At 43.2% G+C, this 25,463-nt stretch carries 20 protein-coding genes and 2 tRNA genes; 13 read left to right on the top strand and 9 right to left on the bottom strand.

The window, feature by feature from the left end; translation table 11 throughout:
• Positions 1-101: 101 nt before the first annotated feature.
• Positions 102-1,451 (top strand): adenylosuccinate lyase, encoded by a 1,350-nt coding sequence (locus EA408_07665; protein ID TVR72185.1) that lies wholly within the window; start codon positions 102-104, stop codon positions 1,449-1,451.
• A gap of 21 nt (positions 1,452-1,472) precedes the next feature.
• Positions 1,473-3,293: an ATP-binding cassette domain-containing protein gene (locus tag EA408_07660; protein TVR72184.1), complete on the top strand. Its 1,821-nt coding sequence runs from the start codon at positions 1,473-1,475 to the stop codon at positions 3,291-3,293.
• A gap of 626 nt (positions 3,294-3,919) precedes the next feature.
• Here the strand turns inward: EA408_07660 and EA408_07655 are convergent.
• Positions 3,920-4,011: transfer RNA gene (locus EA408_07655), tRNA-Ser, on the bottom strand.
• A gap of 37 nt (positions 4,012-4,048) precedes the next feature.
• A tRNA-Ser gene (locus EA408_07650) sits at positions 4,049-4,140 on the bottom strand.
• A gap of 277 nt (positions 4,141-4,417) precedes the next feature.
• Between EA408_07650 and EA408_07645 the strand changes: the two genes are divergently transcribed.
• The 4 genes from EA408_07645 to EA408_07630 all read left to right on the top strand — a co-directional run bounded on the left by EA408_07645 (position 4,418) and on the right by EA408_07630 (position 7,606).
• Positions 4,418-4,690 (top strand): HU family DNA-binding protein, encoded by a 273-nt coding sequence (locus tag EA408_07645; GenBank protein TVR72183.1) that lies wholly within the window; start codon positions 4,418-4,420, stop codon positions 4,688-4,690.
• A 118-nt stretch (positions 4,691-4,808) separates the two neighbouring features.
• Complete coding sequence (locus EA408_07640; protein TVR72182.1) at positions 4,809-5,492, top strand: TrmH family RNA methyltransferase; 684 nt, start codon at positions 4,809-4,811, stop codon at positions 5,490-5,492.
• 207 nt (positions 5,493-5,699) lie between these two features.
• Positions 5,700-6,407, top strand: a complete 708-nt coding sequence (locus EA408_07635; protein ID TVR72181.1) for a DNA-binding response regulator — start codon at positions 5,700-5,702, stop codon at positions 6,405-6,407.
• A 14-nt stretch (positions 6,408-6,421) separates the two neighbouring features.
• Positions 6,422-7,606, top strand: coding sequence for an aspartate aminotransferase family protein (locus EA408_07630; protein TVR72180.1), 1,185 nt, complete (start codon positions 6,422-6,424; stop codon positions 7,604-7,606).
• A gap of 9 nt (positions 7,607-7,615) precedes the next feature.
• Here the strand turns inward: EA408_07630 and EA408_07625 are convergent, their stop codons facing one another.
• Positions 7,616-7,807, bottom strand: coding sequence for a hypothetical protein (locus tag EA408_07625; GenBank protein ID TVR72179.1), 192 nt, complete (start codon positions 7,805-7,807; stop codon positions 7,616-7,618).
• A 138-nt stretch (positions 7,808-7,945) separates the two neighbouring features.
• Between EA408_07625 and EA408_07620 the strand changes: the two genes are divergently transcribed.
• The 4 genes from EA408_07620 to EA408_07605 all read left to right on the top strand — a co-directional run bounded on the left by EA408_07620 (position 7,946) and on the right by EA408_07605 (position 12,148).
• A complete protein-coding gene (locus EA408_07620) occupies positions 7,946-8,704 on the top strand; it encodes a hypothetical protein (protein ID TVR72178.1) in 759 nt (252 codons plus the stop codon).
• A 34-nt stretch (positions 8,705-8,738) separates the two neighbouring features.
• Entirely contained in the window at positions 8,739-9,254 is a 516-nt protein-coding gene (locus tag EA408_07615; protein TVR72177.1) for a hypothetical protein, read from the top strand.
• A 112-nt stretch (positions 9,255-9,366) separates the two neighbouring features.
• Entirely contained in the window at positions 9,367-11,412 is a 2,046-nt protein-coding gene (htpG, locus tag EA408_07610; protein ID TVR72176.1) for a molecular chaperone HtpG, read from the top strand.
• A 91-nt stretch (positions 11,413-11,503) separates the two neighbouring features.
• Positions 11,504-12,148, top strand: coding sequence for a PorT family protein (locus EA408_07605; protein TVR72175.1), 645 nt, complete (start codon positions 11,504-11,506; stop codon positions 12,146-12,148).
• A 16-nt stretch (positions 12,149-12,164) separates the two neighbouring features.
• Here the strand turns inward: EA408_07605 and EA408_07600 are convergent, their stop codons facing one another.
• Positions 12,165-12,686 carry a hypothetical protein gene (locus EA408_07600; protein TVR72174.1) on the bottom strand — a complete coding sequence of 174 codons (522 nt, stop codon included), beginning with the start codon at positions 12,684-12,686 and terminating at the stop codon, positions 12,165-12,167.
• Between the two features lie 100 nt (positions 12,687-12,786).
• On the opposite strand from EA408_07600, the gene EA408_07595 reads away from it, so the two are divergent.
• Both EA408_07595 and EA408_07590 read left to right on the top strand, forming a co-directional pair.
• Positions 12,787-13,983: a pyridoxal phosphate-dependent aminotransferase gene (locus tag EA408_07595; protein ID TVR72173.1), complete on the top strand. Its 1,197-nt coding sequence runs from the start codon at positions 12,787-12,789 to the stop codon at positions 13,981-13,983.
• A 167-nt stretch (positions 13,984-14,150) separates the two neighbouring features.
• Positions 14,151-15,485, top strand: coding sequence for a YihY/virulence factor BrkB family protein (locus EA408_07590; GenBank protein ID TVR72172.1), 1,335 nt, complete (start codon positions 14,151-14,153; stop codon positions 15,483-15,485).
• A gap of 5 nt (positions 15,486-15,490) precedes the next feature.
• Here EA408_07590 and EA408_07585 read toward each other — a convergent pair whose 3' ends face one another.
• The 5 genes from EA408_07585 to EA408_07565 all read right to left on the bottom strand — a co-directional run bounded on the left by EA408_07585 (position 15,491) and on the right by EA408_07565 (position 24,376).
• A complete protein-coding gene (locus EA408_07585; protein ID TVR72171.1) occupies positions 15,491-16,840 on the bottom strand; it encodes a TolC family protein in 1,350 nt (449 codons plus the stop codon).
• On the bottom strand, positions 16,782-19,844 hold the full coding sequence (locus EA408_07580; GenBank protein TVR72170.1) for an efflux RND transporter permease subunit: 3,063 nt from the start codon (positions 19,842-19,844) through the stop codon (positions 16,782-16,784). The genes EA408_07585 and EA408_07580 overlap by 59 nt, the downstream gene beginning before the upstream one ends.
• Positions 19,845-19,856: 12 nt before the next feature.
• Positions 19,857-20,957 carry an efflux RND transporter periplasmic adaptor subunit gene (locus tag EA408_07575; GenBank protein ID TVR72169.1) on the bottom strand — a complete coding sequence of 367 codons (1,101 nt, stop codon included), beginning with the start codon at positions 20,955-20,957 and terminating at the stop codon, positions 19,857-19,859.
• A 271-nt stretch (positions 20,958-21,228) separates the two neighbouring features.
• A complete protein-coding gene (locus tag EA408_07570; protein TVR72168.1) occupies positions 21,229-23,451 on the bottom strand; it encodes a copper-translocating P-type ATPase in 2,223 nt (740 codons plus the stop codon).
• An 88-nt stretch (positions 23,452-23,539) separates the two neighbouring features.
• Positions 23,540-24,376, bottom strand: a complete 837-nt coding sequence (locus EA408_07565) for a hypothetical protein (protein TVR72167.1) — start codon at positions 24,374-24,376, stop codon at positions 23,540-23,542.
• 220 nt (positions 24,377-24,596) lie between these two features.
• Between EA408_07565 and EA408_07560 the strand changes: the two genes are divergently transcribed.
• Positions 24,597-25,454: an ATP phosphoribosyltransferase gene (locus tag EA408_07560; protein ID TVR72166.1), complete on the top strand. Its 858-nt coding sequence runs from the start codon at positions 24,597-24,599 to the stop codon at positions 25,452-25,454.
• Positions 25,455-25,463 lie beyond the last annotated feature (9 nt).

Here is a 25,463-nt window from a genome sequence, read left to right as displayed (position 1 = left end):
AAAATACTACAAATTACCGATCAAATCATATTGCGGACTGAACTCAGTATAAGTCTTTATTTTTTTTAACTTTGCCCGGAACAATAATAAGACAGTAGCTTATGGATATCGGACGACTTTCTGCATTATCACCCGTTGATGGAAGATATCGCCAGCAGGCTGATGAGCTTGCTGTCTTTTTTTCTGAGTATGCCCTGATCAGATACCGTATTTATGTTGAAGTGGAATATTTTATTGCACTTACTGATATTCCTCTGCCGCAGCTTAAAGATATAAAGACCGGTGACAAGGAAAATATACGAAAGATATATGATGAATTCAAGCTTGAGGATGCTCTGAGGGTGAAAGAGGCAGAAAAGATTACCAATCATGACATCAAGGCGGTTGAGTATTATATCAAAGATGCTTTCAGGGAGTGCGGACTTGACCGGTATGTTGAGTTTGTACACTTCGGTCTTACCAGCCAGGATATAAACAATACTGCAATACCCCTGTCGGTCAGAGATGCATTGCGTGAGGTTTATTATCCTGTTATAGAAACTCTTATTGATAAGCTAAAGCAGGCAGAGATTGAATGGTCGGATGTACCCATGCTTGCGCGGACGCATGGTCAGCCTGCATCACCCACCAGACTTGGTAAGGAGATAAGGGTTTTCAATGAACGGATTGTCAAACAGGCTGCTTTGCTGAGAGAGATTCCATGTTCTGCCAAGTTTGGGGGAGCAACCGGGAATTTTAATGCCCATTATGCTGCATATCCCGGGGTGGACTGGATCGGTTTTGCGAACCAGTTTGTAAATGGGAAACTTGGACTGGACCGTTCGCAGGTTACTACACAGATCGAGCATTATGATAATCTTGCCGCCATTTTTGATAACCTGAAACGAATTAACACGATACTGGTTGATCTTTGCAGGGACTTCTGGAGTTACATATCGATGGATTATTTCAGCCAGGAGATCCGGGCAGAAGAGGTTGGGTCGTCAGCAATGCCCCATAAGGTCAATCCGATTGATTTTGAAAATGCCGAAGGCAATCTGGGTATAGCAAATGCGGTTTTTGAACATCTTTCTGCCAAGCTGCCGATCTCACGGCTGCAGAGGGATCTGACCGATTCGACCGTATTACGGAATGTAGGAGTGCCGTTGGCACATACAGTGATTGCTATAAAAGCTATTATGCGCGGGCTGAATAAATTGTCACTGAACATGGTTGCTATAGAGGCTGACCTTCAGAACAACTGGATGGTAATAGCAGAAGGCGTTCAGACAATACTGCGCCGGGAGGGATACCCCGAGCCATATGAGGCACTTAAAAAGCTTACCCGACAGGATTCGAAGATCACAGAGGCAGATTTTGCCCGATTTGTAAATTCGCTTGACATTGATGACAGGATAAAGGAAGAGCTTAAGATGTTAACCCCGTTCAATTATACGGGAATTAAGCCCTGACAGCTATCCGAACAGATTTATATGAAGAATATCGGCAAGATACTGCGTTTTCTGATTCCCTACTGGAAGAAGGGGACACTGAATATAACCCTGAACCTTCTTTCTGCACTTTTCGCTCTCTTTTCAGTGACAATTGCAATCCCCTTTCTGGGCATATTGTTCCAGAATGAACCTGCCATGACAAGTGTGGGTGAATTTGAATACACCCTTGAATCAGTCAGGCAGCATTTCAATTACTTTATCAGTAATATGATAACAGATCATGGTCCGGTACGTGCGCTTATGTTTCTCAGCTTACTGATAATTATAATGTCGTTTGGTAAAAACCTCTTTCATTATCTTGCTATGTACTATCTGGCACCCATAAGGAACGGGGTGGTAAAAGATATCAGAAATCAGATATATGACAAGGTTCTTGTACTTCCTTTATCATATTTTTCCGAAACCAGGAAAGGAGATGTTATCGCAAGGATGACAGGTGATGTCCAGGAAATTGAGACCTCGATAGTCAGTTCGCTGGAAATGCTGTTCAGAGACCCTTTTCAGATAATAATATATCTGGGTGCATTATTCTATATGAGTACGTCACTTACCTTTTTTGTCCTGGTTCTTCTTCCGGTCAGCGGGTTCATAATCGGCAGGCTCGGCAGAACACTCAGGCAGACATCGCTCAAGGGACAAAAAAAGATGGGAGTTTTGCTCTCAATGATTGAAGAAACCCTTGGAGGCCTCCGGATAATAAAGGCCTTCAATGCAGAGAATAAAATGCGTAACCGGTTCAGGGGCACGAATATGCTTTATACAAGGATAATGGTCAAAATGCAAAGAAGGCGCTCCCTTGCAAGTCCGGTCAGCGAATTCCTCGGTACAATCGTTATGATAACCATTATGGTATTCGGCGCCACACTTGTGCTTGCTGATGCGAGCGATCTTAATTCGCAGGAGTTCATTGGTTACCTGATGCTGTTTTACCTTATTATTGCACCTTCAAAATCATTCTCCACTGCGATGTATAATGTGCAGAAGGGGCTTGCATCTGTTGAAAGGGTACAGGACGTGCTTGATGCCGGTAACAATATAATTGAAAAACCCGGGGCGGTTGCAATTGAGGAGTTCAGCGGTTCCATAGAATACAGGAATGTTTATTTCAGCTATGATCATCACGATGTTCTGCGCGATATTAATCTGGTAATCGAAAAAGGGAAAACTGTTGCACTCGTTGGCCAGTCAGGTTCAGGCAAATCTACAATGGCTGACTTGCTGCCCAGGTTTTATGACGTCAGGCAGGGTGATATCCTGATTGATGGCAAGTCGATCAGGGATTACCGGATCTCTGATTTGCGGGGACTAATGGGGAATGTCAACCAGGATCCAATTCTCTTCAATGATTCATTTTTTAATAATATAGCTTTCGGTGTAGACCATGCAACTGAGCAGGATGTTGTTAATGCCGCCAAGGTTGCCAATGCCCATGATTTTATTATGGCATCCAAACATGGCTACTATACAAAGACCGGTGACAGGGGGAGCAAAATGTCCGGCGGACAGAGGCAGCGTATCAGCATAGCAAGGGCGGTTCTGAAAAACCCGCCAATAATGATACTTGATGAAGCAACTTCCGCACTGGACACCGAGTCGGAAAGGCTTGTTCAGGATGCACTCTTCCGGTTGATGAAAAACAGGACCTCACTGGTTATTGCCCACAGGCTGTCGACGATCCAGTTTGCTGATGAGATATGTGTGCTTCATGAGGGGCAGATTGTTGAAAGAGGTAAACACGCCAACTTGCTTGCTCTCAACGGATACTACCGCAAGCTGCATGATATGCAATATTTTACCTAAAAAGCATTTAAAGTTTAAGCGCCTGGCGGCACTTATTTTCGGTTCCAGTCCTTGCAAAAGCAAGCTTTTGCAGGCCTGTACCCAAAAAATTAAACCCGCTTTTCGCGGGTTTAGCCTTTAAATGCTTTTGCGGAGAGAGAGGGATTGCTCATTCTTCGCGACCTTCTTCCTCTCCAACGCCTCCGGCTGGAGAGGGATTGCTCATTCTTCGCGACCTTCTTCCTCTCCAACGCCTCCGGCTGGAGAGGGATTGCTCATTCTTCGCGACCTTCTTCCTCTCCAACGCCTCCGGCTGGAGAGGGATTGCTCATTCTTCGCGACCTTCTTCCTCTCCAACGCCTCCGGCTGGAGAGGGATTGCTCATTCTTCGCGACCTTCTTCCTCTCCAACGCCTCCGGCTGGAGAGGGATTGCTCATTCTTCGCGACCTTCTTCCTCTCCAACGCCTCCGGCTGGAGAGGGATTGCTCATTCTTCGCGATCCCATTATGGAGTTGCTTAAAAGCATTTAAAGTTTAAGCGCCTGGCGGCACTTATTTTCGGTTCCAGTCCTTGCAAAAGCAAGCTTTTGCAGGCCTGTACCCAAAAAATTAAACCCGCTTTTCGCGGGTTTAGCCTTTAAATGCTTTTGCGGAGAGAGAGGGATTCGAACCCTCGGTTCCGCGATAGCAGAACAACGGTTTTCGAGACCGCCCCGTTCGACCACTCCGGCATCTCTCCCAAAAACAAAGCAGAAGATATTCAATCTTCTGCATAATGGCGGAGAAAGAGGGATTCGAACCCCCGGTTCCGCGGTAACGGAACAACGGTTTTCAAGACCGCCGCATTCGACCACTCTGCCATTTCTCCGCTACAAAAATACAATTATTTTTGAATTCATCCCAGCAGGGGTTCTATTTTGCAATAAAGGCATTAATCAGTATTGTTTAATTATATTGCCGCCGCCGGCTACTTTACAGTACTGTTTAAACCGGTATTTTGGCCACTTTATTAACAAAAACCACTATTTTATCAATATTTCGTGAATTTTTACCGACTGAAATTTGACATACTCGATAAATGCAATATATTTGTCTAAAATGAAACGTTTTTCTCAAAGTATTATTAACCCTAAAATTCAATCATTATGAACAAGGCACAACTAATCGATGCAATTGCAGCAGGTGCAGGGCTGACAAAAGCTGATGCAAAAAAGGCCCTGGACGCTTTTGTTCAGGCAACTACAGATGCTCTTAAAAAAGGTGACCGTGTGGCTTTGGTAGGCTTCGGCTCATTCTCAGTTTCAAAGAGGAATGCCAGAACTGGCCGTAATCCTCAGACCGGTAAACCAATAACAATTGGAGCTAAGAAAGTTGTTAAATTTAAGGCTGGAAGTGAACTAAATGACACTGTTCAGTAATTAATCATCATACCGGAATTTAAAGGGAGCTTATTAAGGCTCCCTTTTTTTATGTTAGTTTTGCATGTCGATCTTCATCAATATTCAGGTCGCATATGGATCTTAATTCCTAATTGTCATGTCGAAGGAGTTGATTGAGCATTTGTCAGATTTTGTCAGCGCACACAGACTTGAAGCTTTCGAAAGGGTTCTCGAATACAGGACCCGCTATTTAACCGTAGTCTGTGAAAACATTTACCAGGGGCATAATGCAAGTGCGGTGCTTCGCACATGTGACTGCTTCGGTATTCAGGACGTACATATTATTGAGTCTGGAAATAGTTTTGAAATTAATCCGGAAGTGGCACTGGGCGCCTCTAAATGGCTGAGTATCCGCAGGTATGAAGAACCGGAAGGTAATATTGATGCCGTATTCAATTCACTCCGCAACAAGGGGTACCGGATAGTAGCTGCCAGTCCGCATCAGTCAGGAGTAAGCCTCGAAGATTTTGATATTGGAAAAGGGCCTTCAGCACTTGTGCTGGGGACTGAGAAGGACGGACTTTCACAGGCAGCTATGGCTTGTTCGGATGAATTCATTACCATTGACATGTATGGTTTTACCGGAAGCTTCAATGTTTCTGTATCAGCCGGTATAATTCTTTACAATTTGAGAAGCCGGTTGAATAACAGTGATATTTCCTGGCATCTCGACGGTAGTTCTGTTGAGGAGATCAAGCTGGAATGGCTTCGTCAGTCAATAAAGCGGGCAGACCTTATAGAAAGGGATTTTCTTACTAAGCATAAGCATGCCGGAAGATAGATGAATTTTGCCGATTTTTGATTTTTATCAAAAAAAATCATATTTTTATCCTTTAATTTTGATCGTTCATCCAAGTTCCTTCACTTTCTACGATGTGAATTGTAGTTCATTGAAAGCATACTTTTATTATGATCAGGAATAAGAGATGCTGCTATTTGGGGTAGATATTTGTTTTATCAGGATTTTTTCTAACATTGTTTGAGTTTGATGAACTGTATTGTAATAGACGATGATAAACTCTCAAGAAAGGTTATTGAGGAGTTTATAAAGAAGACCGACTTCCTGCATCATATAGCTTCATTTGAAAATGCTGTGGATGCAATTCCACTTTTCCGATCTGGAAATGAGGTACACCTGATCTTTCTTGATATTGAGATGCCCGAAATGACCGGTATAGAGTTTATTAAAACACTGAAAAATCCACCCCAGATAGTTATTATTTCTTCAAAAGAAGATTATGCCCTGGTTGCGTTTGAATATGATGTAACCGATTATCTTCTCAAACCTGTAACATACAGCAGGTTCTTCAAGGCAGTGGATAAAGCCTACAGTCAGTATATGAAAGTATCTTCTGTTCCTGACGGCCGGAATGAGATATTTATAAAGAAAAACTCTTCACTTATCAGGCTTAAATACGAAGACATTCTTTGGGTAGAGGCGTTGGAGAATTACGTCATTGTTAATACTTTCGATGATAAATTTACTATCCATTTCACGATGAAATCGATAGAGCAAAAGCTTCCTGCAAATCGTTTTTCCCGCGTTCACAGATCCTATATTGTAAATACCAGCAGCATTAACCTGATCGAGGATAATTCAATTATAATCCCTGTTGAAGGAGGTAAGAAATCTATCCCGATAGGCAAATCATACAAGGATAAGCTCATGAATGACCTTAACCTTATGATTAAATAAGCTTACTTTTAAGTATGACTACCGCCCGTCAGCTATTCCTTAATTATCTTGCACCCACTTCCAATTCGCCACTTAAACTCGAAATTGAAAAAGCAGAGGGCTGCTGGCTGATCTCTCCTGAAGGGAGAAAGTACCTTGATCTTATATCCGGCATATCTGTCAGCAATATCGGACATAATAATCCTCAGGTTGTAGAAGCGGTTCATGATCAGGCCGGACGTCACATGCACCTTATGGTTTACGGAGAGTTTATTCAGCAACCCCAGGTAATTCTGGCTGAATTGCTCTGCAGCCTGCTCCCCGGGAACCTTAATTCAGTATTCTTCACCGGAAGCGGTAGTGAAGCTGTTGAGGGAGCAATTAAGCTTGCCCGGCGATTTACAGGACGTCATGAAATTATCGCGTTTAAAAATGCATATCACGGAAGTACGATGGGGGCACTTAGTGTTACCGGTTGTGAAAGCCAGAAACGTGCATTCCGCCCCCTTATCCCTTCAGTAAGGCATATTGATTTTAACTCCCGGGAGCAGCTTGATGCCATAAGTGTCAATACTGCCTGTGTAATTGCCGAGCCGGTACAGGGTGAGGCAGGTGTTGTTTTACCGTCTCCTGGATTTCTTGACGATCTCAGGGCCAGGTGTAATGAAACCGGTACTTTGCTGATTTTTGATGAGATACAGACCGGCTTCGGCCGCACAGGTAAACTTTTCGCCATGGACCGATATGGAATATATCCCGATATCGCGTTGTTTGCAAAGGGGCTTGGCGGGGGCATGCCACTTGGTGCTTTTATCTCCGAAAGGGAAATAATGAAATCATTTTGTACTGATCCCGCCCTTGGTCATATAACCACTTTTGGCGGTCACCCTGTGTCATGTGCTGCAGCTATTGCCTCGATTAAGTATATTGTACATAATAGTTTGTTTGCAAATGCTGAGAAACAGGGAGTATTCATTAAAAAAATGCTGGATCATGCAAAAATAAGGGAAGTTAGGGGAGAAGGTCTGATGATTGCAATTGATCTGGGGTGCAGTTCAATGGTGCGTTCGGTAATTGATAAATGCATTGAGAGAGGAGTTGTAACCGACTGGTTTCTTTTTAATGAAAAATCAATACGTATATGTCCTCCACTGATCATTGAGCGCAGCGAGGCTGAACATGCCTGTAATGTGTTGCTCGATTGTCTGGATAAGATGTAACTCGCCCTGTTACTTATTAATAAGCAAACCGCCGAATACCATTCCAAACAATGTCATTCTGTAGGGGTCGGATGTAATTGAACATCCGCCTGAATTGCACCCGATAAAATAATACCAGGCAAAGCCCAGTATTCCTCCTGCTGCAATACCAATGATAAGCCTTAAAGTGACTATTTTCTTAATGCGGGATTTGATGTCCATGGTTTTTGAATATATTTACAAAAATAATATTATTATTTTAAATATACATATAAGTACATATTAAAAATGTTTGTATTCCTCTTATTATCTATGTTGTCAATTTCGTCAGTATTTTCCGATTTATGTTATGAGGATACCATGTTTGCAGAAAATGAGTTAAAAACCCTCTTTGTAAAACTCCACAGATCTGAGAATCTATCAGAAAAACTATTGATCAACGACAGCATTCTGGAAATATTGGATCAGACATTGAATAATCCGGCTTCATTCTTCTATCCGTTCGACAGTCTGAATTCGGTTGGAATTATTTCATCTGCTGACAGCCTAATAAGAATCTATACCTGGAGTATATCTGAGTCTCGTTCAGAGCATAGATATTTCGGGTTTATCCAGGTAGTCGAAGCAGACCGGAATGGGGCAACTGTTATTCCGCTTAACCAGGTTGCCGGGAACAGGAAAATTGAGGATCGTGTGGAATATTCATCAGATAGCTGGTATGGAGCATTGTATTACCAGGTACACCCTGTGAAAGCAGGGGGGAGGGTTCATTATACGCTGATCGGGTTTGGCTTTCATGATGTTTTTACAAATGCCAAGATGATTGATGTTCTGCATATCCATGATAATAAGGCCGTTTTCGGCGCCCCTGTATTTATGTATAAGGGGGACACCAAATACCGGCTGATATTCAGGTATTCTTCACAGGTCGTCATGTTCATGCGATATATTCCCGAACTTGACATGATTGTGTATGATCATTTATCTCCGTCTGCACCAAGGTTTGAGGGGCAGCACAGATTTTACGGCCCTGACATGACCCATGATGCACTTATTTTTCAAGATGGTAAATGGATGCATAAACCTGATTTTGAATGGAAAAAACCCGGAGTTCCCTAATACGGCTGTCAAATCACAAATTAACCCTGTAAAGATGGATTTTATCCCGGCGAAGCTTTTATATGTACACCTTATTGATGAGAACTATCTGTTTGAAGCAGATATTAAGGAGAGGTATTCCCCGGGTAACAAATATATATTGCATGTTTATCCGTCGGCTGACAAATTCTTCAATGAATTTAACAGCAGAAAAAATTCAAAAAAGAATGATCACGTTGTCATATTGGCCGTACATATGGGCAAACCTGACAAATATTTAAAATCCGGTATTATTGAAAGGATTATCAATTTGATCCCCAATGCTGAAGTAATAAATGTTTGCCACCATAAAGAGCTGGAAAAAGATGTTTCATCACTGCGCAAAGGCAACATGATTCATATAGCGAACAATGAAAATGTTATGTTCAGGATTGACAATGCCTTCAAATGGATAATTGCCAGGAAGAATTTTGAAAACAAAAGAAGGATCTGCAGATTTACCGCTTTTTCATTCCTGGTATTTTTTTTATTCACGCTGTCAGGGTTTGTTTATGTTCTGCTCACAGGATAGTATTCTGCGCAGGATTTCACTCTGGTGACTATTTGTCATGAATTGGTTTTGGCACATACTTTGAAAGTGCGAGGTTGTTTAACTGCTGTTTAACTAAAATTTAACATATAAAATGCAGAAAGGTAAAATTGATGTTAAGACCGAGAACATATTTCCGATCATTAAAAAGTTCCTGTACTCGGATCATGAAATATTTCTCAGAGAACTGATTTCAAATGCAGTTGATGCCACAAGAAAGCTCAAAACCCTGGCATCTGTTGGTGATTACCAGGCCGAGCTTGGTGACCTGACAATTCATGTTAATATTGATAAGAAAAAGAAGACCCTTACGGTATCAGACCGCGGGGTCGGGATGACAGAAGAGGAGGTCAGAAAATACATCAACCAGATTGCATTCTCAAGTGCGGAAGATTTTCTTGAGCGTTACAAGGATAAGGCTGAAGCCATAATAGGTCATTTCGGCTTGGGGTTCTATTCCTCCTTCATGGTTGCGAAAAAGGTGGAAATCATTACAAGATCGTATCAGGAAGATGCAAAACCAGTCAAATGGACATGTGATGGAAGTCCGCGTTATACCATAGAAGAGATAGAAAAGGATGATGCGGGTACGGATATTATTCTTCATATTGCCGACGATTCCAAAGAATTTCTTGAAGAGAACAGGATACTGGAAATGCTCAAGAAATATTGCAGATTTCTGCCCGTGCCGATCGCTTTTGGTAAGGAGAAGGAGTGGAAGGACGGCAAAGAGGTTGAAACTGAAAGACTTCGTATTGTAAATGAGACAGAGCCTTTATGGGCCAGGAAGCCAGCGGATCTCAAGGATGATGATTATGAAAAGTTCTATAATGATCTTTATCCGTTAAGCGATAAACCGCTCTTTTATATCCATCTGAATGTTGATTACCCGTTTAATCTTACCGGAATTCTGTACTTTCCAAAACTCAAAAACAATTTCGAGATACAGAAGAACAAGATACAGTTGTACGCCAACCAGGTTTATGTGACCGATTCTGTCGAAGGTGTGGTCCCTGAATTCCTTACCCTGTTGCATGGGGTGATAGATTCGCCTGATATTCCACTCAATGTTTCAAGAAGTTATCTCCAGAGTGACTCAAATGTAAAGAAGATTTCCTCCCATATAAGCAAAAAGGTTTCGGACAGGCTTAATGATATTTTCAAGAACGATCGCTCACAGTTTGAAAAGAAATGGGATGATTTGAAAGTTTTCATTGAATACGGAATGTTGACCGATGAAAAGTTTTATGAGCGTGCTGAAAAATTTACACTCCTTAAGAATACCGGGAATAAATACTTTACGTTTGCAGAGTATGAAAAAATGATCAGGGAAAATCAAACCGATAAACATAAGAACCTGATTTACCTTTACGCAACTGATAAGGAGAAACAATATTCGTTCATTGAAGCTGCCAGGGCCAGGGGATATGACGTACTTTTAATGGAGGGTCAGCTTGATACACATTTTATCAATCATCTTGAAACGAAATTCCAGAATTCGAGGTTTGTGCGCGTTGATGCTGATGTAACCGACAAACTGATACAAAAAGATGATCAGGCTGACTCAAGATTATCTGCCGACCAGCAAAATGACCTTGCGGTTGTATTTAAAAACCTTTTGCCGGCAGAACCGGTATTCATGGTTTCATTTGAAAGTATGGGAGAAAGTGACAGTCCGGTCACTATTACCCAATCCGAATTTATGAGAAGAATGAAAGATATGTCATCTGTTGGTGGGGGAATGGGGTTTTATGGTGAAATGCCCGACAGTTTCAACCTGGTGATCAATTCGAATCACCCGCTGGTTATCAAACTGGCTGAGGAGAAAGAGAAGTCAGCCGGTAAGGATCTGGAGAAGATCAGGGCTAAAGCCGAGCCAATACATACCAGTAAGGATGAAATCGAAAAAGCGAACAAATCAAAGAAAGAGGATGAAGTCAGCCAGGAAGACAAGGAGAGGCTTGCTGACCTGAATAAAAAACTTGAAGATCTTGATAGCAAGAGAGAGCAACGGCTGACAAAGTTTGCAGAAAACAACAAGCTGGTCAAACAGCTCATAGATCTTGCCCTGCTTTCAAACAATATGCTTAAAGGAGAGGACCTTTCAAGGTTTGTTAAAAGAAGTATAGATCTGATGTAGGTAAATAATATCACCCAAAAGAGCCCGTTATTTAATATACGGGCTTTTTTTTTGCAATATTTGCCTAATTTTGGTTGATTTGAAAAGAAATATGACCCGTAAATTTGCGTTTCCAGCCTTATTATTATGTATCCTGGCTACGGGTACATCATGGGGACAAAAGCATCCGCAGATAAGATATATTGCTTTCGATGCCGGTATCAACATGGCTGGCATAAGCTCGTCTCCTGAATATCAGCGACATGCCGGATTTCTTGGTGCCAGTTTCAGGTTTACCGGCAACTATTCTTTCGATGATGCAAAATCGATCAGTACATCGCTTACCTTTGAACAGAAGGGCGCACCCGAATTTATACATAAGATCAATACCAACCTCAATTACCTGACTGTTCCGGTACTTTATAAGTTCAGCACTACCGGTAAATATCCCAGGTTTCACTTTAATGCCGGGGCATATGGTGCATATCTGATGAATGCACAAAGGCGGGGAGCGTTATATAATGGCGACCAGCAGTCACGGGTGAGTGAAAATATCACATCCGAATTCAGATCTCTCGATTATGGCATATTGCTGGGAGCGGGAATGATGTTGCGGCTTTATGACGATATTGACTTTATGATAAATATTCATGGCGCTATGGGTATCCCAATGATAAAGGAAATTTCAGGAAGTTCTCCCCGAAACTTCAATATCAACATCAGTATGGGCTATGTATACTACATAGGCTTCAGGTAATAACTCTAAGGTTTTGTCAGAACAATTGTTTAATCTCCTTTTTCAGGAAGTCAATAGCAACATTAGCCGGTGAATCTTCTTTGTCAATAATCGACTCAAGGATCGTCTGACTTAGTTTAATTGAGGGAGAACCAGGTTCTATGCTTTTGGCTGCTTCGTTTATTATGTTGACAATGTTTGACCGGGCATTCCGGATTACTTCCCAACTCTCCCTGCTTACATAGATTTGTTGGGAAAGATTATGCTCATATTCAGCTCTTATTGTGGTCAGTAATTCTGAATGTAGCTCCTGGCTGGTCATCTTTTTACTGTTCATCCTCATTAAGAGCGATTCTGGCGATATACGCTCCAGGAAAAGAACAAGCCTTTCATAGGCCTGCAATCGAATTGGAAGAATATACTGCTCGTTTTTATACATCATATCGATCTTTTTCAGTTTCTGATCACTATCAAGAAACTTCCTTATCAGAAGCCACGATGTAAAGAAGACTATCAGTGCCGGCAGTGTATATTTTAAGATTTCCAGAAAGTCAGCCATAGGGGTTGTTTTTTATGCAATAATAAATAATTTTTATCCATCTTACCCGCAAGTTTCAATATTTTTCTATTTTTAGGGTCTCACTTAAAAAGATGAAAAAATGAAGGAGATTGTTTCAGGCAGGATCAGGAAATTGTCAGATTCTCAAACCCTGGCAATGAATCAAAAGAGCAGTGATTTGCAGGCTAAAGGTGTAGACATAATTAACCTGAGTGTAGGTGAGCCGGATTTTCACACCCCTCCCCATATTAAGGAGGCCGCAAAGAAAGCAATTGATGATAATTTCTCATTTTATTCGCCGGCCGGGGGATACCTTGACCTTAAACAGGCCATCGTAAAAAAGCTGCAGAATGAAAATAAACTTGATTATTCGCCATCAAATATTATTGTCTCCTCGGGCGCGAAGCATTCCATTGCTAACGCATTGATGGTGCTGGTTGATGAGGGTGATGACGTTATTGTTCCTGCTCCTTATTGGGTCAGCTATGTTGAGCTGGTCAAACTGTCAGGGGGAAATAACATTATTCTTGAGAGCTCTGCAGACAACAATTTCAAGGTTACCCCCTCGCAGATAGAAGATGCGATTACGCCAAAAACCAAAGTGCTGCTGCTATGTTCTCCGAACAACCCTTCAGGTAGTGTATATACCCGTGACGAGCTTTCCGATTTTGTAGAGATCCTCAACAGGTATCCGGATATTTTTATCATATCCGATGAGATTTATGAGCATATTAACTTCGTGGGGAAGCATGAGTCGATAGCCTCGTTCAAAGAGATAAAAGACAGGGTGGTATTGGTTAACGGCGTATCAAAAGCTTTTGCAATGACAGGGTGGAGAATAGGATACATGGCTGCTGCTGAAATTATAATCAAAGCCTGCAGTAAATTGCAGGGGCAGTTCACTTCCGGGCCATCATCAATAGCTCAGAAGGCAGCAATTGCTGCTCTTACGGGAGATATGTCATATACATGGAAAATGCGGGAAGCTTTTAGGCGCAGAAGAGACCTGGTAACTGAAAGAGCAGGGAAAATAAAAGGCATGAATGTTTCAAAACCGGAGGGAGCATTCTATCTCTTCCCCGAAATCAGCCATTTCAAAGGTATGAAGTATGAAGGCGGTGTGATTGAAAGCGGAAATGACTTTTGTATGTTTCTGCTCGAACACGCCCATGTTGCAGCAGTTCCCGGCGAAGCTTTCGGATCACCATTCCATGTAAGAATTTCATATGCAGCAAGTGATGCTAAACTAAATGATGCATTTGACCGTATTGAACATGCGCTGGAAAAGCTGAAATAGCCTCCGCCCGGATAACCTTTTTTAGAGGGATTCAGATTTGCACGGGGAATCCTGAAGCTGACTTCTTTTTTACATAGAAATTTATCATGCGCCTCTGTGTGATTTTATGCAGAATAATTTTATGTATATTTACTCATAGTTTATGGTAAATACAAAAAGTCTTTAACATGGTTGACAAAGAAAAAATCAACAGGGTCATCCGGTTCTTTAAAAGAGATATCTGGAGAATGCCAATTGATGAGCTGCCACCTTTAAGGGCTTTTCTGCTTAAACAGCTGAAAATACTGATAATTGCACTTCGGGGTTTCAGTGAGGACAAAATCCAGCTCAGGGCCTCGGCCCTTACATACTATACACTTTTATCCCTGGTTCCGGTAGTTGCCATGGCTTTTGGAATAGCCAAAGGCTTTGGACTGGATCAATACCTTGAAGAAGAACTGTCCAAAGTTTTTGCAGGCAGGGAGGAAGTGTTTGAATGGGTCCTCAGCTTTTCACAGTCATTGCTGGAAACTACAAGGGGCGGACTTATGGCAGGAGTGGGACTAATTATCCTGTTCTGGACAATCATGAAGGTTCTAAGTCATATTGAACATTCATTCAATGAAATATGGCAGATAAACCAGCCACGCAGCTTCACCAGGAAGTTCGCGGACTATTTTTCGATGATGCTGATAGCTCCACTGTTCATAATACTGGCTAACGGTTTTACGGTTTTTATCACTACCCAGATCTCCAATATTACTCAGAGTTTTGTACTTCTGGGATTTCTCAGCCCCATAATAATGTTTTTTGTCCAGCTGATACCATACTTGCTTCTATGGACACTCTTTACAATTTTGTATATGATTATGCCTAATACCAAGGTTAACTTTGCATCTGCCCTGCTGGCCGGGATTATTGCCGGCACCCTGTTTCAGCTTGTTCAGTGGAGTTATATCCATTTTCAGGTTGGTGTTTCCCGTTACAATGCCATTTACGGTAGTTTTGCGGCGCTTCCCCTTCTTCTGCTGGTAATGCAGGTTAGCTGGCTGGTAGTGCTTTTTGGTGCAGAGATATCCTTTGCAAACCAAAATGTTGAACAATATGAATTTGAGGCTGAGTCACTGAATATGAGCAGTTACAACAGACGGCTCCTGACTCTTTATATAGCACATCTTCTTGTGAAAAACTTTGAGAATGGAGTACCTCCCTATACAGCAAGGCAGATAAGCAACGAACTGGAGATCCCTATAAGGCTCGTAAGGGAATTATTGTATGAACTTGTCGATATTAATGTCATCTCAGAAGCAAAGACCAAATTTGTCAAGGAGACGGCATACCAGCCTGCAATAGATATTAACAGGATAACCATAAAATTTATATCTGATAAACTGGACCACAGGGGTATGGATGTGCTGATAGCCCGAAAAAGTGAAGAGATTGAAAAGCTGAAGGGTATCATGGATGCATTCAACAATACTCTTGAGAAATGTCAGGAGAACAAGCTTCTTAAGGAGGTGTAAACCTGTTACAGGTATTCCATTATCCTTCCCGATATCTGAAGCAGGGATATTTCTGCAAGCTTGGTCTGGTACTGAATCGAAAGAAGGCGCTCTTCTGCTTCAAGAAGGCTTTTCTGGACTTCCCTGAGCTCGATTCCCGAAAGCACTCCAAGCCTGTAACGTTCAAAAGCTATATCCATGTTCTCCCGGGCTGTTTCAAGATTCTGGTATTCCATCTCCAGCAGCCTCAGGTTGTTTTCATAGGCCCTGTAAATAGTCATCAGGTCAGCTTTAGCCTCCTGCAATACCTGGTTAAAGGATAGCTGACGGTTTTGTATTTCAATCATCGCATTGCTTATCTCCCGGCGCCTGTTAAATCCGTCAAAGATGTTTATGCCAACAGTAAGGCCGTAACTTAAACCCAGTGTGTGCTGATGATCGAGGTTGCCGGACTGGAAGGTGTTGAATGTGTAACCGTATCCGGTGTTGAAGTTCACATAAGGATATGTGCGGGAGGCGATGATCTCTTTGTCATATTCAGATACAACCTGGTTGCTTGCCGCCATAAGAAGGTTGGTGTTCTGTTCAAGCATCCTTTCATACAAAAGATCATAATCAAGTCCCCTGTCAACTATTATCATGGTATCTTTTACTCCCAACAGGTAATCAAAGTCTTCTGCGCCTATTAGCTCATTAAGCCTGATCTGTGAGGCCCTGAGCACTTCGTACTGACGTGACAACCTTGAACTGTCGGCATTGAGAAAAACACGGGACTGAAGCATCTGCAGGCGTGACCCCGAACCTATCAAATATCTCTCTTCGTCGATCCTGTACCGCTCTTTTGACAGAGATACTGCATATGTCAGGTTATTAAGCTGCCTTGCCTGCTGTATGAAGTTATAATATTCAGTGGCAGTCAGCGCAACAAACCGCTCAACAGCAAGCTTTGTGCTTAGTTCCCCCTGGGACTTCAGCTCTTCCAGTCTGTTATAGGTAGTCCTTACCCGGAAACCGCTGAAAAGGTTCCATCCCAGGTTGAGTCCGGCATTGGTGGTTGTATTGTGAATCCCTTGGTTTGAGGCAGAGCTGCCGTCTGCAAAGGACTGCCAGTTGCTGTTGATATTTCCTGATTGTCTTGTACTGAGATCAAGTACAGGGAAAAATCCTGCATTGCCCGGAGTAAAGTTGTTTTCTGATATTTCCTGGCGGTTGCGTGCAATCTGCAGTGAGAAATTATTCTCCATACCTGTGGTAATAAATTCGCTCAGACTGTATTCCTGACCCCATGAAATGCCAGTATTGAAAACAAAAACAATACTAAGCAGCAGCAGTTGATGTAACCTCATTTTCCTGTTTCTTTGTTTCGCTTGATACATATGTATAGATTGCGGGAACTACATAAAGGGTGAGAAACGTCGCAACAACCAGTCCCCCGATAACAGCCACACCCATCGCTATGCGGCTCTGTGCTCCTTCACCGAATCCGAATGTAAGCGGCAATATACCCAGTATGGTCGATATGCTCACCATGAGGATCGGCCTGAACCTTGCAGCTGCGGCAAACTTGATTGCCTCCATTTTGTTCATTCCGGCACGCTTTCTCTGGTTGGCAAATTCTACCAGCAGTATACCGTTTTTGGATACCAGGCCTATCAGCATAATGATGCCGATCTGACTGAATATGTTAAGGGTAATGTTGAAATACCACATGAAAAACAGAGCTCCGGTTAGCGCCAGCGGCACTGTCATCATAACTATAAGCGGGTCTTTGAAACTTTCAAACTGGGCCGACAGCACAAGGAATATCAGGACCAGGGCCAGGAGAAAGGCAAACATCAGGCTGGATGCACTTTCACTGAAATCTTTGGAATCTCCAGCAAGCGCGGTACGGAAAGTATCATCCAGAACTTCTGTTGCTATGCGGTCCATCTCTTCCAGTCCCTGGCCAATCGCCCATCCATCAGCCAGACCTGCAGAGACTGTTGCTGATACGAACCTGTTATAACGGAAAAGCTGGGGTGGGGCAGTCTGCTCCTCAAGGGTGACAAGATTGTCAAGCTGAACCATTTCACCAGTGTTGTTCCTCACATAAAGCGACTTAATATCAAGGGGTTTGTTGCGGTTGTCTCTTTCCATTTCACCCAGGATCTGATATTGCTTGCCATTCATAAAAAAATATCCGAATCTTTGCCCGCTCAATGCAAGTTGCAGGGTCTGGCCGATATTTTGCGTAGAGACCCCCATCAGTGCTGCCTTTTCCCTGTTTATATGGATTCTCAATTCAGGCCTGGTGAATTTCAGATTTACATCAGCCATCTGAAATGCGGGGCTTTCATTAACCCGGTCCATGAATTCCGGCAGAACCTCCCTCAGGTTCTCAATATTTGTGGCCTGCAGAACGTACTGTATAGGCATTCCGGCCCGCCTGCCACCGAAAGTGGATTGCTGCATTACCCTGGCCATAGCCCTGGTATGATTCCTGGCTTCAGCTGAAATTTGAGCTGCTATCTGCATCTGTGAACGGCTGCGCTCTGAAGCCGGGACCAGCACAATCCAGACAAAACCTCCGCTGCCCCTGGTCATAGCCTGTATTGCCTCTATTTCATCTTCATCCACAACCTCACTAACCATTGCTGCGAGATCTTCTATATAATCGTAGGCAAATTCATACGTAGCCCCTTCAGGGGTAGAGACATTCATACTTATCCTTGAGCGGTCCTCAAGAGGTGCCATCTCGGCAGGGATGACTGACCAGAAGAGAACAATAAGGACCAGTGCTCCCCCTATGATTGCAAAAGTATATGCCCGTCTTGCAAGAAATTTCTCAAGTGAATTCCTGTAGGAGTTATTGAGATGTATAAAGAACGTCTCGGTTTTCTGGTAGAACCAGCCATGTTTCTTTTTCCTGGGTTTAAGAATCTTGGTTGCCAGCATCGGGGTGAAAGAGAGTGCAGCAAACGATGATATTGCGACGGCTCCTGCAATTACAATACTGAATTCGCGGAAAAGCCTTCCCGTCATACCCTCCATGAAAACTATCGGAAAGAACACTGCAATAAGCGTAATGGTGGTTGCAACGATGGCAAAAAATATCTCTTTTGATCCTTCAAGCCCTGCCTGCACAGGGGCCATGCCCTTTTCTATCTTGACGTAAATATTCTCCATCATTACAATGGCATCATCAACCACAAGACCGATCGCAAGAACTATAGCCAAAAGTGTCAGCACATTGATGGTGAACCCCGCCAGGTACATAATAAAGAATGATCCTATAAGAGACACCGGGATAACCAGTATGGGTATCAGCGTGGTACGCCAGTCCCTGAGAAAGAAAAATATCACCACTACAACAAGGAAAAACGCAATAAATATGGTATTCCGCACTTCAGCAATTGATGACCGTATAAATTCGGTGTTGTCAAAACCTATCTCAACCACAACATCATCGGGTAGGTCCCTTTCCATCATTGCAAGTCTTCTGTACACCTCGTCGGCAATATCAATATGATTTGACCCCGGTTGCGGTATTATGACCGTTGCAATTGAGGGAATGCCGTTTCTTTTCATAATTCCCCTGATATCTTCGGGACCAAGTTCGGCCCTTCCGACATCTGAAAACCGCACTATCTGGTCGCCGGACTGGTAAACGATCATATCATTGAACTCCCTGGGGGTCGTCATTAGTCCGAGAGTCCTGATTGACAACTCAGTAGTATTACCTTCAATCCTCCCGGCCGGAAGCTCAACATTTTCGCGGGCAATCGCATTCCTGACATCGAGGGGAGTGAGTCCGTAGCCTGCAAGCTTGGCGGGATCCAGCCATAACCTCATTGCATACCTTTTTTCACCCCATATCATCACGGCACTTACTCCGTCAATTGTCTGCAACTGCTCTTTTATTGTCAGATCAGCAATTTCTGACAACTGAAGCAATGATCTTTCTGCACTCATGACAGTGATAAGCATTATAGGGCTTGCGTCTGCATCTGCCTTGGAGACAATAGGCGGATCAGCATCTCTTGGAAGGAGTCTCTGCGCCTGGGCTACCTTGTCACGTACATCATTTGCAGCAGTTTCCATATCGACACTTAGCTCGAACTCGACAGTGATATTACTGCTGCCCTGCCGGCTGACGCTGGTAAGGGACCTGATGCCCGGCACGGCGTTAATGGACTGTTCCAGGGGTTCCGTAATCTGAGTTTCGATAACATCGGAGTTGGCTCCCGGGTAAGATGCCCTTACATTGATAATGGGAGGGTCTACACTGGGAAATTCCCGGACCCCAAGAAAAGTCATACCTATTGCCCCGAACAGTATTATCAGGATGGTGAATACCGATGCCAGCACAGGTCTTTTTATGCTTATTGAAGACAGGCTCATGACTATTTATTATTAGTTTCCGTTTTCCTGAAATAAGTATATATCTACAGGCATACCGGGACGCAATTGCATAACTCCCGTGGTCAGTAGTGTATCTCCGAACTCCAGTCCGCCAATCACCTGTATATGTGATTCTGTCCGCAATCCGGTATTTATATTAACTGACTGCGCCCTGCCCGAACGGTAAACGAAGACCCTTTCGCCCTCCATCTCGGGAATTACAGCCTCTGTCGGGATTGCCACAGCATCGTTTATCTCTGATAGCTGGAGATTAATCTGGGCAAACCTGCCTGGTGAAAGCTCTTCATTTGTATTTGGATATAATGCCCTCACGCTGATTGTCCGGGTTCTTATATCAATCTTCGGCTCAACAGCATAAACCCTGGCATTGAAAGTATTGGCTATGCCGTCCATGCGGAAGTTTATCGGGAACCCTTCGGTAATCTGGCCCGAATAGCGTTCAGGAACAGAAAATTCGATTTTAATGGGCTGATTCTTTACCAGCCGGGCAATTTTTATATTCGGTGTAACATAGCTGCCTTCACTAAGGTAACGAAGTCCCACTATGCCGTCAAAAGGCGCTCTTAATTCAGTTTCAGCAATTCTTGCCTCAAGTAATGATATATCTGCTTCAATTACCTGGAGTTCGGTTGCAACCTGGTCATAGCTTTCCTGGCTTATGGCATCACGTTCAAGGAGGCTTCTCTGGCGGAATTCCCGCTCTTCAACAAGTCTCTTCTGTGCCGTAAGCCGTTGCAATTGAGCCTGCAGCGGCCTGTCGTTGATCTTGGCCATCAGGTCCCCTTTCCTCACCCGGGTGCCTTCATCGAAAAAGATACCTACAATTCTTCCGGCTGTTTCAAATGCAAGATCGGCTTCCTCATCAGATAACAGGGTCCCGGTACTGTTGATCAGTTCACTCATGTGTTGGGGTGTTATCACCATTCCCTGTACATTAAGAGCCTGTGGCCCCCTTTGCTGGCCGGGATTTCCCTGCGGGGAGTTGCTGTTGCCGGCAAGTAATGGCCTGACCTTGGGATATGCAATAATTCCAAGCACCGCAATGGTTATAACTGTGTAAAACAGTACCCTGACTTTTTTCCTGGATGTCATGATAACTTCTTTAGGTTTGCATAATTCATTAACCCGTAAGATTACCGGGAAGATAGCTGGATTAATAATATCCTCAGATACGCTAAATTGCGGGTAAAATTAACATTAGCTGGTGTAAATAACGTTTTAACTCACTTCAATGTTTAATGCTGAGGGACCCATCATTATCCATGCAGAATTAATGCACAGAAATCCAGTTATATACCGGGAATACAAATATTCATAAATAATGTTAAAGGTTATTGCTGATTTTGACTTGGTATGCAGCTGGTTAGCTTGAAATATTCTTTCTTTTGAGCCGCAGGCTGTTGCTCAACACCGATACCGAGCTGAAAGCCATGGCTGCTCCGGCCAGCATTGGATTTAAAAGGTATCCTGTAAAAGGATAGAGTACACCTGCGGCAACAGGAATGCCTAATGTGTTATAGATAAATGCCCAAAAAAGGTTTTGCCTTATTGTACGCTCTGTTGCAAAGGACAGCCTGATGGCAGCAACGATCTTGTCTATATCTCCCTTAACTATTGTTATCCCGGCACTTTCCATAGCAATATCTGTTCCTGAGCCCATTGCAATTCCGAGATCGGCCCTGGTCAGTGCAGGAGAATCATTTATACCATCTCCGACCATAGCTACAACACGGCCCTGTTTTTGAAGGTTCTCAACATATCTGAGTTTGTCATCCGGCAGGGCATTGGCAACATATTTTTCAATACCTGCCGCGCTGGCAATTGCACGTGCAGTTGCCTCATTGTCTCCCGTGAGCATGTGAACATCAAGCCCCATCCTTTTAAGCCTGGTTACGGCATCGCCGGCAGATTGACGCAAACTGTCAGATACCGCATACAGAAACAGCACCCTTTTGTTGACAGAAAAATATACGGGTGTTTTCCCTTCATATTCAAATCCGGAGGCTTTTTCTCTTATCATATCAGGTATTTCAACCCCGGCAGCTTCCATATATCTGAGACTTCCCGCAAGGTAATTATTGGCTCCCTTTGTGAATTCAATTCCCCGGCCTGTGATACTGACAAACTTATCAGGATTATCAGGTTCCAGGCCTTTTTCTGACAGATGCATTACAATCGCAAGTCCGAGTGGATGTTCAGACCTGTTTTCAGCGCCAAGCAACACTTCTTCATGGACTTTATCCATGCCTGGTTCAACAACGGTTGCAGTATCTGTGACCACAGGTTTGCCGACTGTAAGGGTGCCGGTTTTGTCCAGGATAATGGTGTCGATCCTCTTTGCCGTTTCAAGGCTTTGAGCATCGCGTACAAGAATCCCCATGTCAGCCCCCCTGCCAATCCCCACCATCAGGGCAGTTGGGGTTGCTAGTCCGAGTGCACACGGGCAGGCAATAATAAGAACGGATACGGATGTGACTACTGCATAAGTCAGAGAGGGGTGAGGCCCTAAAAAATACCACAATGCAAAATTTATTATTGCGACAACTATAACTGTCGGGACGAAGATCCCTGCAAACCTGTCAGCCACCCTTTGAATACCGGCTTTGCTTCCTTGTGCCTCTTCAACCATTCTTATTATACGGGCAATCATTGTTTCTGATCCGACTTTTTCGGCCCTGAAATAGAAACTTCCCGATCCGTTTATTGTTGAACCTATAACCTTGTCACCCTTGTTCTTTTCAACTGGCATTGACTCTCCGGTAATCATGCTTTCGTCAACCCATGCTGTCCCTTCAGTTACCGTCCCGTCTACCGGTATCTTTTCGCCAGGCCTTACCAGGATAATATTACCCGGGACAACCATATCTGCAGGTATATCCTTGATTTTCCCATCAACAATTATCCTTGCATTCTGCGGCTGAAGCCCTATCAGCTTTCTGATGGAAGCTGATGTTTTTGATTTTGCCTTCCCCTCGAGATATCTGCCGAGCAAAATCAGTGTTATTATAACTGCTGCGGCTTCAAAATATACATATGGCTGATGTCCCCTGGAGAGGAGATACCCGGGGAACAGCGTATTAAAAACACTGAAAAGGTAGGCTGAACCTGTGCCGACTGCAACAAGGGTGTCCATGTTTGCCTGCCGGTTCATGGCTTTTTTCCAGGCATTTATGAAGAATTCCCGCCCCAGGTATATGATTACCGGCGTTGAAAAAGCCATCATTATCGGGTTGGCACCTGTTGCATGCATAAAAAACATACCGTATATGAAAACCGGTAAAGTAAGTATTGCCGATGCAGCTACCTTATTCCGGAGCCCGGAGAGTCTTTCCTTTTCCTGTGTGCCGGTTCCGTCGTCTGAGATTTGCTCCCTTACCGAAAGTCCATATCCTGATTTTCTCAGAATCGCGTCAAGCCGGCTGAAACCAGTGTTGCGGTTATCATACTCAACTATAACTGTACCTGTTGCAAGGTTAACATCTGCGAACCGCACACCTTTCTCTTTTTGCAGTAGATTTCCCACATTTGCCGCACATGATGCACACGACATACCATCTACCATCCATGTTTCCTTTTTCATGTTCATCTTTATGGAGATTTTACCCACTTTATGAACAATTAATAATTGTTATGGTTCACACAATTATTGCCGGAGAAGCATTACACGCAGACTGTTAATAGTAATCAGGCTTATAAGTCTGTTCCCTGACCCATCCGGCCCATTCCTGGGGAGTTTTTGATTTGTCAAATATTTTCCAGGAAATCGGTTTCCTGATTATGACCTCAAGGCTCTTGTTTCTCTTATTGAAGAATTCTCTCGGTAGAAGTGACAGTTCAAGATTGACCTTTATAAAAAACAGATTTCTCAGAAAGCTGATTAGGTAAAAAATAAATGAATTCCTTCCGGGGAAGTACAGGGGTACAATATCCCGTTTGCATTCAATTGCCTTTGTGATAAAGCTTTTATGCCACATGCTGTCCTGAACCCTGAAATTTGTGTATCTGGAAACCAAGCCGGCAGGAAAATGTGTAATGGGTATGTCAGATTTGTATACCTTGTCCAGCTCGCGGATATATTCCCTGTAGCTGCTCCTGCCAAATACATCTACTGCAGCTATAAGAGGCCTTAACTGTGGGATAAGCATAAAGACATCATTTCCTATTGCCCTTAGGTCACCATACCTGGAAGACACCAGCCACGTTATGAGCAAGCCGTCAGCTACCCCGTATGGGTGGTTGGCAACGAAAAAACACCGGCCATTACCGGGTAAATTTTCAATTCCCTTTATAACAGGGCGTATGTTTATATCTTCAAGCATAACTGGCAGGAAATCAACTCCCTTATAATCCCGGTATTCATCAATTATCCTGTTGATCTCATCCTGCATTATTATTTTTTCAATCAATTTGAATACAACACCGGGCATCCGCTGGAGGAGTGGGGATTCGCTGGTTTTGGCCAGTTCTCTTATACTTATCTTCTCAGAGGTTATATACCCTTTTTCTGACATTTTTTAAGAATTATATCTTTTTTATGAAATAAATATATAATATTGCATGCAGAAATAATATTGATATGACCATTAATTCAATGACGGCTTTCCTGCATTATCATCATCATTGTGATGTTGAATAGGTATGCAGAATTGCCGCCAGGCGTAAAGATATACTTTAAAAGGTCTGCATACTGTTTGCAGGCCTTTTTTTTATTAATATTAGTCAGATAAATTTATGGAAAAGCTAAAAATCGCAATTCAAAAATCAGGAAGGTTAAGTGAGAAATCGCTGGAAATCATATCTGAAGCAGGGATAAACCTGGGAAACGGTTCTCGGAAACTGATTTCACCATCATCAAATTTCCCTGTTGAGATCCTGTTCCTCCGGGATGATGATATACCGAAATATATTGCTGACGGGGTAGCAGACGCCGGCATTGTCGGGGAGAATGTTTTTGCCGAATCGGATGTTGCACTGGAGATCCATGAGAGACTTGGTTTCGCCAGGTGCAGGCTTTCGCTGGCCGTTCAGAAATCGGTTGATTATAAAGGAACATCGTTTTTCGCAGGAAAGAGAATTGCAACTTCTTATCCTAATATTCTGAGGTGCTGGCTTGACAAAAAAGGAATAAAGGCCGATATACACGTAATTGCCGGATCAGTGGAAATTGCAACCGGGATCGGACTGGCAGACGGTATATTTGACATAGTCAGCTCAGGAAGCACTCTTCTGAGCAACGGGTTGAAAGAGGTCGAGAGAATAATGGACTCGGAAGCTGTTTTACTTGGTTCTCCGGCGCTTGCCGGACGCAAAGCCGGAATTATGGAGGAGTTTTTGTTCAGGCTCAGGACTGTACTGGCATCAAGAAACAACAAGTATATCCTGCTTAATGCCCCGGATGACAAGCTGGATAAGATAATAGAAGCTATACCGGGCATGAAGAGTCCGACTGTCCTGCCACTGGCCCTTAAAGGCTGGAGTTCTGTTCATTCGGTAGTAAATGAAAACGATTTCTGGCAGGTGATAGGAAAGCTGCGTGAGTATGGTGCCCAGGGCATTCTTGTCATACCGATAGAGAAAATGATTGTATAATATAATTCT

It is taken from the genome of Marinilabiliales bacterium (assembly GCA_007695015.1).
Taxonomy (GTDB): Bacteria; Bacteroidota; Bacteroidia; order Bacteroidales; family PUMT01; genus PXAP01.
The sequence above is the reverse complement of the archived record's forward strand: the minus strand, read 5'-3'. Positions and strand labels throughout refer to the sequence as shown.

Excerpts from the sequence above, each read along its gene's own strand:
- htpG (TVR72176.1), top strand. The coding sequence starts at position 9,367 with ATGCAGAAAGGTAAAATTGATGTTAAGACCGAGAACATATTTCCGATC.
- EA408_07640 (TVR72182.1), top strand. The coding sequence starts at position 4,809 with ATGTCGAAGGAGTTGATTGAGCATTTGTCAGATTTTGTCAGCGCACAC.
- EA408_07580 (TVR72170.1), bottom strand. The coding sequence starts at position 19,844 with ATGAGCCTGTCTTCAATAAGCATAAAAAGACCTGTGCTGGCATCGGTA.
- EA408_07665 (TVR72185.1), top strand. The coding sequence starts at position 102 with ATGGATATCGGACGACTTTCTGCATTATCACCCGTTGATGGAAGATAT.
- EA408_07660 (TVR72184.1), top strand. The coding sequence starts at position 1,473 with ATGAAGAATATCGGCAAGATACTGCGTTTTCTGATTCCCTACTGGAAG.
- EA408_07590 (TVR72172.1), top strand. The coding sequence starts at position 14,151 with ATGGTTGACAAAGAAAAAATCAACAGGGTCATCCGGTTCTTTAAAAGA.
- EA408_07645 (TVR72183.1), top strand. The coding sequence starts at position 4,418 with ATGAACAAGGCACAACTAATCGATGCAATTGCAGCAGGTGCAGGGCTG.
- EA408_07625 (TVR72179.1), bottom strand. The coding sequence starts at position 7,807 with ATGGACATCAAATCCCGCATTAAGAAAATAGTCACTTTAAGGCTTATC.
- EA408_07615 (TVR72177.1), top strand. The coding sequence starts at position 8,739 with ATGGATTTTATCCCGGCGAAGCTTTTATATGTACACCTTATTGATGAG.
- EA408_07585 (TVR72171.1), bottom strand. The coding sequence starts at position 16,840 with ATGTATCAAGCGAAACAAAGAAACAGGAAAATGAGGTTACATCAACTG.
- EA408_07560 (TVR72166.1), top strand. The coding sequence starts at position 24,597 with ATGGAAAAGCTAAAAATCGCAATTCAAAAATCAGGAAGGTTAAGTGAG.
- EA408_07595 (TVR72173.1), top strand. The coding sequence starts at position 12,787 with ATGAAGGAGATTGTTTCAGGCAGGATCAGGAAATTGTCAGATTCTCAA.
- EA408_07600 (TVR72174.1), bottom strand. The coding sequence starts at position 12,686 with ATGGCTGACTTTCTGGAAATCTTAAAATATACACTGCCGGCACTGATA.
- EA408_07605 (TVR72175.1), top strand. The coding sequence starts at position 11,504 with ATGACCCGTAAATTTGCGTTTCCAGCCTTATTATTATGTATCCTGGCT.
- EA408_07570 (TVR72168.1), bottom strand. The coding sequence starts at position 23,451 with ATGAACATGAAAAAGGAAACATGGATGGTAGATGGTATGTCGTGTGCA.
- EA408_07635 (TVR72181.1), top strand. The coding sequence starts at position 5,700 with ATGAACTGTATTGTAATAGACGATGATAAACTCTCAAGAAAGGTTATT.
- EA408_07565 (TVR72167.1), bottom strand. The coding sequence starts at position 24,376 with ATGTCAGAAAAAGGGTATATAACCTCTGAGAAGATAAGTATAAGAGAA.
- EA408_07620 (TVR72178.1), top strand. The coding sequence starts at position 7,946 with ATGTTTGCAGAAAATGAGTTAAAAACCCTCTTTGTAAAACTCCACAGA.
- EA408_07575 (TVR72169.1), bottom strand. The coding sequence starts at position 20,957 with ATGACATCCAGGAAAAAAGTCAGGGTACTGTTTTACACAGTTATAACC.
- EA408_07630 (TVR72180.1), top strand. The coding sequence starts at position 6,422 with ATGACTACCGCCCGTCAGCTATTCCTTAATTATCTTGCACCCACTTCC.